Origin of the sequence: Halomonas sp. MES3-P3E (assembly GCF_002836035.1) — a bacterium.
Classification (GTDB): domain Bacteria; phylum Pseudomonadota; class Gammaproteobacteria; order Pseudomonadales; family Halomonadaceae; genus Vreelandella; species Vreelandella arctica.
In genome coordinates this window covers 18635-29001 of sequence record NZ_PJBT01000025.1, presented here as the reverse complement: position 1 = coordinate 29001, position 10367 = coordinate 18635, and the positions used below count along the sequence as shown (strand labels likewise).

6 protein-coding genes and 1 pseudogene are annotated in these 10367 nt (G+C 51.2%); 3 read left to right on the top strand and 4 right to left on the bottom strand.

Features of this window, described 5'->3' with window-relative positions; translation table 11 throughout:
• The coding region (locus CXF87_RS08850; protein ID WP_101146377.1) for a glutathione S-transferase family protein at positions 1-491 on the top strand (491 nt) is incomplete at its 5' end.
• Here the strand turns inward: CXF87_RS08850 and CXF87_RS08845 are convergent.
• On the bottom strand, positions 488-1414 hold the full coding sequence (locus CXF87_RS08845) for a ketopantoate reductase family protein (protein ID WP_198556032.1): 927 nt from the start codon (positions 1412-1414) through the stop codon (positions 488-490). The two genes, CXF87_RS08850 and CXF87_RS08845, sit on opposite strands and share 4 nt — an antisense overlap.
• Before the next feature lie 544 nt (positions 1415-1958).
• Here CXF87_RS08845 and CXF87_RS08840 point away from each other — a divergent pair.
• Positions 1959-4223, top strand: coding sequence for a GGDEF domain-containing phosphodiesterase (locus CXF87_RS08840; protein ID WP_101146375.1), 2265 nt, complete (start codon positions 1959-1961; stop codon positions 4221-4223).
• Between the two features lie 1003 nt (positions 4224-5226).
• Here CXF87_RS08840 and CXF87_RS21920 read toward each other — a convergent pair.
• Positions 5227-6669, bottom strand: a complete 1443-nt coding sequence (locus tag CXF87_RS21920; RefSeq protein ID WP_101146374.1) for an HD domain-containing phosphohydrolase — start codon at positions 6667-6669, stop codon at positions 5227-5229.
• A gap of 206 nt (positions 6670-6875) precedes the next feature.
• Between CXF87_RS21920 and CXF87_RS08830 the strand changes: the two genes are divergently transcribed.
• Complete coding sequence (locus CXF87_RS08830) at positions 6876-8456, top strand: GMC family oxidoreductase (RefSeq protein WP_101146373.1); 1581 nt, start codon at positions 6876-6878, stop codon at positions 8454-8456.
• A 189-nt stretch (positions 8457-8645) separates the two neighbouring features.
• Here the strand turns inward: CXF87_RS08830 and CXF87_RS08825 are convergent.
• Positions 8646-9475: pseudogene (locus CXF87_RS08825) on the bottom strand (alpha/beta fold hydrolase).
• 57 nt (positions 9476-9532) lie between these two features.
• Entirely contained in the window at positions 9533-10348 is an 816-nt protein-coding gene (locus CXF87_RS08820; RefSeq protein ID WP_101146372.1) for an alpha/beta fold hydrolase, read from the bottom strand.
• Positions 10349-10367 lie beyond the last annotated feature (19 nt).

The window sequence follows — 10367 nt, the reverse complement described above, 5'->3', positions numbered from 1 at the left end:
CCATGAACCCCACAGGTTTAGTGCCACTACTCAAAGACGACGCCACCAATAGCGTTCTCTGGGAATCCAATGCCATTATTCGCTACCTGGCCGCCCAATATGGCCAGAACAAGCTATGGATTGAAGCTCCAGCCAAGCGCGCGCAGATGGAAAAATGGATGGAGTGGGCCAACAGCACACTAACCCCTGCCCATCGCAAGATACTGATGGGCTTTGTCAGAACACCGCCCGAAAAACGCGATAATGCCGCCATCGAAGCAGCGGTGAAAGAGTGCGAAGCGCTATTTGCCATAATGGATAACGCGCTGGAGAATCAGACCTGGTTTTCCGGCGACGCTTTTGGCCTTGGCGATATCGCCATCGCGCCCTTTGTTTACAATATGCTCAACAGCGGCCTAACCTGGCAAACCCACCCCCATCTGGAGCGTTGGTACCAACAGCTCACTGAGCTGCCCAGCTTCCAGAAGGTTGTGATGATCCCGGTTACTTAACGGTTAAAGCTCGCTTCTAACGCTGCTATCTCATTATCGAGCGCCTGCAACTCCTTACACGCCAACCTATGGCGCTGGGCGCTCTCAATCAACGGCCCCAAAATCGCACCGCGTTCAGTGGGGTGTTTGGCCTCCACATCCTGCAGCATGGATGCTTTATTGTTCGCGGTGTTCTCAATGACTTGCCACACCAATGCCAGCCAACCATCCTCGCCCGGGCTGTTATTTGGCGGCTCAATACCTTCGGCGAACATAATCGCCGCAACTTCTTTCACCACTGCCACAACACGGTCCGCATATGCTTCACCGCGTAATTCACCGTTACGCACACTATTTAACGCCACCAACGGATTAATCGCCGCATTCACGGCCAGCTTCTGCCATAACCGCTGACGAATATCTTCCACCTTAGTGGCGGCGAGACCCGCCTGGGTCAGTGTCTGCTCCAGTGTTTCTGCTAACTTACCGTGTTGATTATTCAAATCGCCAACAAAGGTATGCCCGCGACCTGCATGCACGACGCCATCATCACCTGTTAAGTAAGCGCCTCCAGTGGTGGTCGCGCACAGGACCGGCCCCGGCCAAGCTTGGGTAATGCGCGGCTGCGCTAAAAAACCGTTTTGCCACAGCACTAGCGGAGTGGAAGGGGGGATAACGCTGGCAAGGCTTTCAAGCGCCGCCTCAGCAGCCATCGCTTTGGTGGTGATATGCACAAAGGCAGGCGATTCATTTGCTTCAGAAGCCAACAGGGCAACAGTGAACACATTTAGACGTTGTACACGCTGCTTGCCTTCAGGCGTGGTAAGTCTTTGCTGTTCAGGCAGCGTTCTGCGACCGATTAGCTTTGTAGTCGCTAAAGGTGAAAGAGAATGGGCCAATAGGCGGCCAATGGCACCAGGGCCGAGTATCCAGTGGGAAGCCATCATTGAGTACGTTACTCCGCAGTGGTGTTGTCACCCAGCATACCGTGTTCACTAATGCTGGGTAAGATGACAAAGGCCAGTAGAGCAATTTACTACATTATGGTCTCCAAAAAGAATAACATATTACTTAAAATAAATAATTGTACTATTACAATGCTTTAGAAGCGCTTCTTAAAAACTTTGAAGGGTGATGATTGTATATTGCTAAATAAAAGTAGCAAGCAGATGGGGGAATAACTAACTCTTTAATTGATTGATCCAGTCCGATTTATATTCTTCAAAGCTAGTAGCTAAAGATAAATATAGTCCAATTGAGACGGTCCTGTGCTTGCAAAAAAATAGCTAGATAAGTATTCCATAAATAATTAAATCTACGTGAATGTAAAGCTCAGGTTTTGATTAAAACTACATTGCTCACGTAATAGTATTCTTATTTTATACTCGCCATTTAATAGTATTTCTGCACAACAAAAATTAGGGTGGTAAGGTGTTTCTGGTCACTTATTAATATTTATTAATAAGCCGCTCTCTACAGGCAATCAAAATGACATGTGTTCTCAACGAATCGCGTCAAACTGCTTTGAATTTGCTAGTCAAGGCTGCAGCTTACTCGGCAGATTGCCCAAGCGGGTTTCTAGCAGGCGGTGCAGAGGCTAATTGGAAACTGTTAGCTAGTCACGGAGATGGATCCCAACTTCATTTTAATGAATCAATTGAAAAATGGCTGAAATTGAGCCTAAATAATAGACATCCTGTCATAATCAATTATGCATTAGATCAGACTCTTCCTGTTTGCTTTCATAAGTTACGCATCCTTGGACATCAATTTTTTGTTGGCGTAGCTATATGGTGCGAAGAAGATAAAATAATAGGGGGCTTATTTGTAAGCAGTCCATTACCACAACAACGGTTAAGCACTGCACAAGTGTATGCCTTACAGACTCACGCGGCGCTTATTGGTCAAATCCTTCAGTTACAAACAGGGGTATTCCTCCCAAAACAAAAACCATTCATAGAACGTCTTCGCTTGTTGGAGTCAGTGGTGGAGAATGCGAAAGATGCGATCTTGATTACAGAGGCAGAGCCCATCGACCAGCCTGGACCACGAATCATTTATTGCAACCCGGCTTTTTTAAGCACGACCGGATACACGTCATCCGAAGTCATCGGGCAGACGCCGCGGATACTTCAGTGTGGTGACACTAGCCGTGCGACTTTAGATCTCATCCGAACAGCACTTTCCAGCTGGCAGCCAATAGAAGTCGAACTCCTCAATACCCGCCGCGACGGTAGTAAATTTTGGGTTGAGCTAAGCATTGTTCCCGTTGCTAACGAGAAAGGCTGGTTCACACATTGGGTTTCATTGCAGCGGGATATCAGTGAGCGTAAGAAGTCTGAGTATTTAGCTATACAGGCTCTTGCGGATCGAGAATATAAGGTGGCATTGGAACGTCGTTTAGAGGAACGGGAACGCATTGAACAAGCGTTGTCATATGCAGCTTACCATGATGATTTAACATCATTGTATAACCGTGCATACATGATGGCGCTTTTGTGGGATGTATTTAATAGTAGTGGTAAAGAGCACCTACCTAAAGCCACATTACTGTTTCTAGATCTTGATAGATTTAAATTTGTGAATGACAGCTTGGGTCATCGTGCTGGGGATATGCTGCTCAAAGTAATCGCACGCCGACTCGAAAACTGTATTAGAGAAGAAGATGTATTAGCCAGGGTCGGTGGAGATGAGTTTGCTATCCTGCTTGTTGGTGAGAATCAATCGTCTCTAGCAATTGAGCTTGCTCAGCGTATTGTCTGTCAATTAAGTTTGCCGATTGTCATTGATGGACATGATATTTTTACCTCATGCAGCATAGGTATAGTGACCGCTGATGTTACTCATATTTCATCAGAAGAGCTGCTTCGGGATGCAGATATTGCAATGTACGTAGCCAAAAAGCAGGGCGAAGGGCGATGGGCTTTATTCGATGTCTCAATGCGAGAAGCGGCTTTCGACGCGTTGGTGATGCAGAATGCTCTAAAGCAGGCCGTGGCAAATAATGAATTTTCTGTTGTCTATCAGCCAATTTACAACATGCTTACTGATGATATATGCGGTGCAGAAGCTTTAGTGAGATGGCTTCATCCAGTGCTAGGCCAAGTATCTCCTGGCCGCTTCATTCCTGTTGCTGAAGATATCGGAGTCATACACGGACTAGGCAATTGGGTCATGCAGGAAGGGTGTGCTGAGCTACAGCGTTGGAAGGCAGCGTTTCCCGAGCTGGAATTACATCTGAACATTAATGTATCGGGTGTAGAGCTTAAACGGCCAGGGTATGAGAGCCAGATAAAAGACATCCTTGCTCAGACGGGTATCGACGCCCATGATCTTCAGGTTGAAATCACTGAATCCGTTTTCCTGCACCAGCCGGATACCACCGCGCGAGTGTTGGAGAGCATCCGCGACCTTGGTGTTCGTATAGCATTAGATGATTTTGGTACCGGATACAGCGCACTCGGCTACATTGATCGCTACCCAATTGACGCCATCAAAATTGACCAGTCTTTTGTATCCAGAATGATGACCTTCCATCGCAGCGACGCTATCGTCAGAAGTATCTTGTCCTTGGGGCGAGCTTTGAAGATCGATATCACCGCAGAGGGTGTCGAGACCCTGCCTCAATTACTGCGCTTAAGAGAAATGGAGTGCCCATTTGTTCAGGGGTTTTTGTTAAGCCGCCCAGTAAACGCCGAAAAAATTATGTCGCTTTTGCAACTTAAAGCAACTAAGTCGTCGCCAATTGCCTAAACATTTGACGGGCTGCATCAGGAAGAAAGAGCGTAAATTGTCTGTTTTAAAATTGCTATAGATGATGAAGTTATTGGTTTATTAACATCGGTGCCTAGACAACATTGCATTTTCGATATTAGGCTTGGCAGGGCACCGTAGTCCTTGATTAGCTAGGCATTGATTAATTCCCTAGCACATTAGTCTCGCTTTTCTTTGATGATTTTGCAGCTTTCTTTTCTTTTGCAGTTAAAAGTGGTTTCTTCTTGGTATTTTTTTTACTGTCTTGTCCTTTGCTCATGATAATTACCTTTATTAATCCACAGATTGACCAAAATTAAGCTGCATAAAGCCAGCTTTTGAGAATAGATATTAGCGCACAAATCGTCACTGCGCATTGTTATATAATGATGCCCCTAATAAAAATAAATGAAAGAAATTGTTGAACCTGACAGGTGCCTGGCCACATCAGTAATGCTGATCTATAAAATTCGATTCTGCGTATAAAAAGCTTTGAGATAAAATGCTTTCAAGGGAAAGTAGGTTGTTGATTTTATTAATTAATAATTACTTTTTTTAACAGCCAAACGCTGTTGTCTCTCAAATAAAAAAGTAGCGCATGAGTTTCAGAGCTTTTTCATGAGCATGGCATGCGCAGTGCGACCGATTAGCGTGGTAAGCAGTTAGTGCAGAAACCGAATGAGCCAACAGACGGCCAAGGGCGCCTGGGAAGATAATCCAGTATGAGGTCATTATGAGAGTTTTGATCTTGGTGATGAAAAAACAGAATGAAAGAAAACATAATTAAAGAACTAGTGGAATACTCCACCTGCAGCAAGAGTGACCTAAAACCCCGTGCGATGAACTGACCCACAAAAAGGTGGACGGTTCACACAAACGGGGCTTCAATTTACCGTTGGCAGCCAATGCCTCATGCACTCATATAATGCCTTCCGGCAATTGGAGCAGGGCGTTAACCACCAACGCTCTCTTCTGTAATTTTATGAGTAACTGCCATTGCTAATTAAGATATCAGTCCGAGCGTTAGCCCTTTGAGGGTGGCAGCCGCCCGGGTTGAACACTCCAGTTTCCGAAAGATACTTTCAACATGCGTACGGACAGTACTTGGGCTGATTCCGAGTAGTCGTGCTGCTTCCTTGTTGCTGGCACCCTGGCTGATGTGCTGCAGAACCTGCCGTTCTCGTTCCGTAAGCAAAGAGCTTGTTGGCTTAGCAAAACGGCCATCCTCGCCAAGTGCTGCTGCGATCACGGCGTCACACGCCTGCTGGTCGAACAATCCACGGGCTGCGTCCAGCTTGAGTGTCCTTGCGGCCTCGGACTGCGAAAACGCTGAGCGCCAAGGTCGGTCTCCTCTTAATGCAACCCATGCGACAGCAGTAGCCAGCAGCCTATGTTCGGGACGCAAAGCATCGGCGGGCAAGGCTCGAAAATGGCCACTGCCGTCGAGCCGCTCATAAGCATGGGCGGCTATCTCACCCGCCGCGGCCAGTTCATTGATCTGTGCGCAGGCTTTATGGGTCCAATACGGGGCGAGCTGTGTCCGTTCTGCCGCGCCATAAGCCAGCGGTCCCGGCGTATTCCATAGGTGATTGGGTATTGCCGCACGCCCCAGGCCCTGAATCAGAGCGGCCTTGGCGATGAGATCAATGGCTGCTTCAGGCTGGCCACATAGCCTCGCCGCCTCGGCGGCGAGCTGCGCTACCTGCCGAGAAAAACCGGATAGCCATGGAAGTTTGAGATCGATTACATCGCCTACCAACGTCAGCGAAACATCTTTGCCGTTGGCGGAATCAGTTATCGCGACAGGAGTCGCTTCAAGAGTCGCTAACCACTCCCGGGCGTTTTGTACTAATAACGCCGCAAGGCTTGCTGGATACCGTTGATTCGACTGCTCGGTAATCCAGCTTAGTGCGGCTGCCACGCCATGGGCCCGGGTCAGAATTTCCAAGTCTCCCGCCAACACTACCTGATAGGCCACTTCAGGGATGTGCTCGTGCTTCAAGCCCCATGGCCTGCCAGTGCCATCATAGGTTTCGAAAACCCGGCATAGGCCTGTCTCGACGGCGTTGCCTAGTTCAAGCGTCTTTGCCACCTCGCCGGATACTTCACAGTGGGCCACTGCGAGAGATGTCGCTTGGTGGACTGCCTGCATACTTTGCGCATCCAGCGTCAGATCGAGCATGGCACGGCGACCAGCCACGTCGTCTCCGAGCAGATGGGAGAAACCTTCGGCGTTAGCCGTGCATCCTGACCAGCGCAGCAGCGCGACCTGTTCCGCCACCCGCAAATGCTCACCCTCACCGTGCATGGCGTGCCCCAACATCCGAGCCAGGCTGGCGACTCGCCTTGAATGGCCGAGCGGCTGACCCATGCTCAGGTCTCCCACACGGGAAATCGCCGCCAAGGCGCCGTTTACAGAGATACCAACTCGCCGTCCGTTATTCATCGCCAAAGACCCTCAGGGTCGGATATTCATCCGATAGCTGATATCCAGGCCAGCCAGCACAATTCGGGCTCCGGCATGGGGAGCTCGTCCAATGAAAAATTTCAAAGGGCAAGTCGTAGCTCTTACCCCCGTTTTTAGAAATTTGCAGGAGTCGCTCAGGTTATTTCTCGGATATCTCTATTCGCTAGTTTACAGGAGCCACATGCATGAAAAACTATTTGTTAGAGCAAAACGTCGACTTCATCGTTTGCGGGGCTGGGTCATCAGGTAGCGTTGTGGCGGCCCGTCTTGCTGAGCAGGAAAAGGCTAGTGTTTTACTCATTGAAGCAGGCAGCAGTTATTCGGGCCCGGAGGTAACTGAACCGTCGCAATGGCCAATGAACCTGGGTTCCGAGCGCGACTGGGCCTTCGAGGGGGAGCCCAACCCACACTTGAATGGCCGCCGCCTCCCCTTGAGCATGGGAAGAGGGCTCGGAGGTGGGTCCAGCATTAACGTGATGGTATGGGCACGGGGTCACCAATCTGATTGGGACTACTTTGCTGCAGAGGCAGGGGATCCTGCGTGGGGGTACGAGTCGGTGCTTGGTTACTATCGCAGAATAGAGAACTGGCAAGGTAAGCCGGATTCATTGCGTCGCGGATCTGGGGGCCCTGTATACGTAGCGCAACCCGCCGCGCCGCAGCCTATCGTCAACGCGACATTGTCGGCAGCCAGCCAGCTTGGCATCCATGAATTCGAAAGCCCAAACGGGAATATGATGGAAAGCGTGGGCGGTATCTCCATAGCTGAGCTCCGGATAAACGGTGGTAGGCGGGAATCCGTCTATGACTCCTACATTCGGCCACGCCATCATTATCCCAATCTGAAGATACTGACCAATGCACTCGTATCCCGTCTGGTCCTAAACGGGAGCAAGGTAGTCGGCATTGAAGTTGTGGTCGAGGGCCAGCTGCGGCGCTTTTATGCCGGATGCGACGTTATTCTGTCCATGGGCGCGGTGAATACTCCTAAGGTGCTCATGCAGTCGGGCATCGGGCCACAGAGGGAACTGCAGGCGCAAGGAATCAAGGTAGTGAACCACTTGCCAGGTGTCGGCCAGAACTACCAGGATCATGTTGCCTTCGGATGTACTTGGGAGTACCGGCAGCCGCAGGTAATTGGCGGCGGCGGATGTGAGACCACTCTTTACTGGAAGAGTGACTCACGATTGGATGCACCAGACTTGCTGCAATGCCAGCTAGAGTTTCCAGTCCCTTCGCCTGCGGAGGTCGGCATCGCGCCGCCGGAGCACGGGTGGACCATGTTTGCAGGCCTGGCCAGGCCCAAAAGCCGAGGGCATTTGCGCCTGTCAGGTGCCGGCCCACTAGACAGAGTGATTATCGAGCCGAATTCCCTGAGCGAGCCTGAAGATATGGCCGCTGCATTTGCCTCGATCGAACTGTGCCGCGAGCTTGGCAATCATTCCGCGCTTGAGGGGCTTGTTAGGCGCGAAGTAGTTCCACAGCATCGCTCTAAACACGGCATGGAACAGTTCATACGCAACGCGGCGGTTACCTTCTGGCATCAATCTTGTACCGCCAAGATGGGTCGGGATCGCTATTCGGTTGTGGACAATCAGCTGCGAGTGTACGGAATTGAGAACCTGCGGATTGCAGATGCTTCAATTATGCCGCGAATCACGGTTGGTAACACGATGGCTCCGTGCGTCGTCATTGGCGAACGCGCAGCGGATCTTGTTCTCTCTGCGCATGGTGTAACGATTGCAGCAGCAATCGATCAAGGATAAGGGTATGAAAGTCCTGATAATGGGCGGGGATATAGCTGGCCTGGCAATGGCTCGCGCACTTGAACGGCAGGGGGTTTTTTGCGGAATTAATTGAACGCAATGCCGTTGGTCCGCAAGAGGGTACAGGCCTTTACCATCCTGGATAACAGAGCGACAGGCGGCCCGTTCAGGCCGCCTGCCTTTAGCGACTCAGGAGTGCAGGAACGTGAGTAAATCGGTGTTGAGCTGCTCCTTGTGTGTATCCGCCAGGCCATGGGGAGCGCCCGGGTAAATCTTCAAGGTGGCATCCTTGACGATCTTCGAGGCGGCTATGCCTGCTGCTTCGATAGGCACGATCTGATCGTCATCGCCATGCACGATCAGGGTTGGCACATCGAATTTTTTCAGATCCTCCGTGAAATCTGTTTCCGAGAACGCTTTGATGCAATCGTAGGTGTTCTTGTGGCCGGCCATCATTCCCTGTAGCCAGAAGGCGTCAATCATGCCCTGGCTAATGGTGGCGCCAGGCCGGTTGAATCCAAAGAAGGGGCCGGAGGCGATTTCGCGGTAGAGGGAGGAACGGTCAACGAGGCTGCCTTGGCGTAAGCCGTCGAAGACCTCGATAGGCAAACCTCCGGGGTTGGCCTCGGTCTTGAGCATTAAGGGAGGGACGGCTGAGATCAGGCCCAGCTTGTTGATGCGCTTGGTGCCGTGGCGGCCGACATAGCGTGCGACCTCACCGCCACCTGTGGAGAAGCCGAAAAGGCTCACATTGCTCAGCTCAAGTGTCTCGATCAAATCCGCCAGGTCGTCGGCATAGCTATCCATGTCGTTGCCATGCCATGCCAGGGCTGGCTGGAGCGACCATGGCCGCGCCGGTCGTGAGTGATGACGCGAAAGCCGTTGGAGGCCAGGTAGAAAGCCTGATTCTCCCAACTGTCGGCGTTCAACGGCCAGCCGTGGCTAAGAATGACCGGCTGTCCGGTTCCCCAGTTCTTGTAGTAGATCGTTGTTCCATCACGCGTGGTAATAGTACTCATGGTAATACTCCTAAGGAGTGATGATTTTCGATCGTTTGGTGTTGGATAGGTGCGTTTTCAGAGATTTCCAGCACCTGGGCCAGCGGCCACCTCTTTTGTTGAGCCAGCGGTTCGCGCGGCAAGATCGATCACATCGGAAATTACTTTCGGCTGAGTCATAAACAGTGCATGGCTGGCCTTGACCTCAGTAATGTTTGCGCCGATACGTTCGGCCATTGCGAACAACATCCGCTGGTCAAAGGCCTTGTCATCGGTGGCGATCACTGCCCAACTCGGTTTGGTGCGCCATGCAGCGTTCTGAAGTTTGGTTTCAAAGGCTGAAATATTGATCGGCACCTGTGAGTCGCGCAGAAATGCGGCATCAGCATCAGTGGTGTCGTTGGCAAAGCCAGCCTTGAAATTCTCCAGATCAAGGAAGGCGAATCCGTCCGCCTGTGGGTCGAGGACGAACTCGGGCGGGCCCTGATACCCTTCATACTGTTGTGCCGAGCTCTCTCCTTTGTCCGGAATCAGTGCAGACAAATAGACAAGACCAGTAACATTGGGATGTACGCCTGCTTCGGTTATGACTGTGCCTCCCCAGGAGTGGCCGACGAGAATGGTCGGGCCATCCTGGCGCTCCAGCACACGGTTCGCTGCGGCGACATCATCTGCCAATGAGGTGAGAGGGTTCTGAACAATGGTGACGTGGTATCCACGCTCGGTCAGGTCGTCATAGACGCCGCGCCAGCCAGAGCCGTCGGCAAACGCACCATGTACCAGCACAACATTGTTCGCGGGTTGGACGCTGCCGCCTGATTGCGCTTGGGCGGCGCCTGTGATCGAGAGGGCAACCGCGGCCGCTGCGATGGATTTCCGTAAGATATTTGGCATTTTAGTTTTCCTTGTTTCC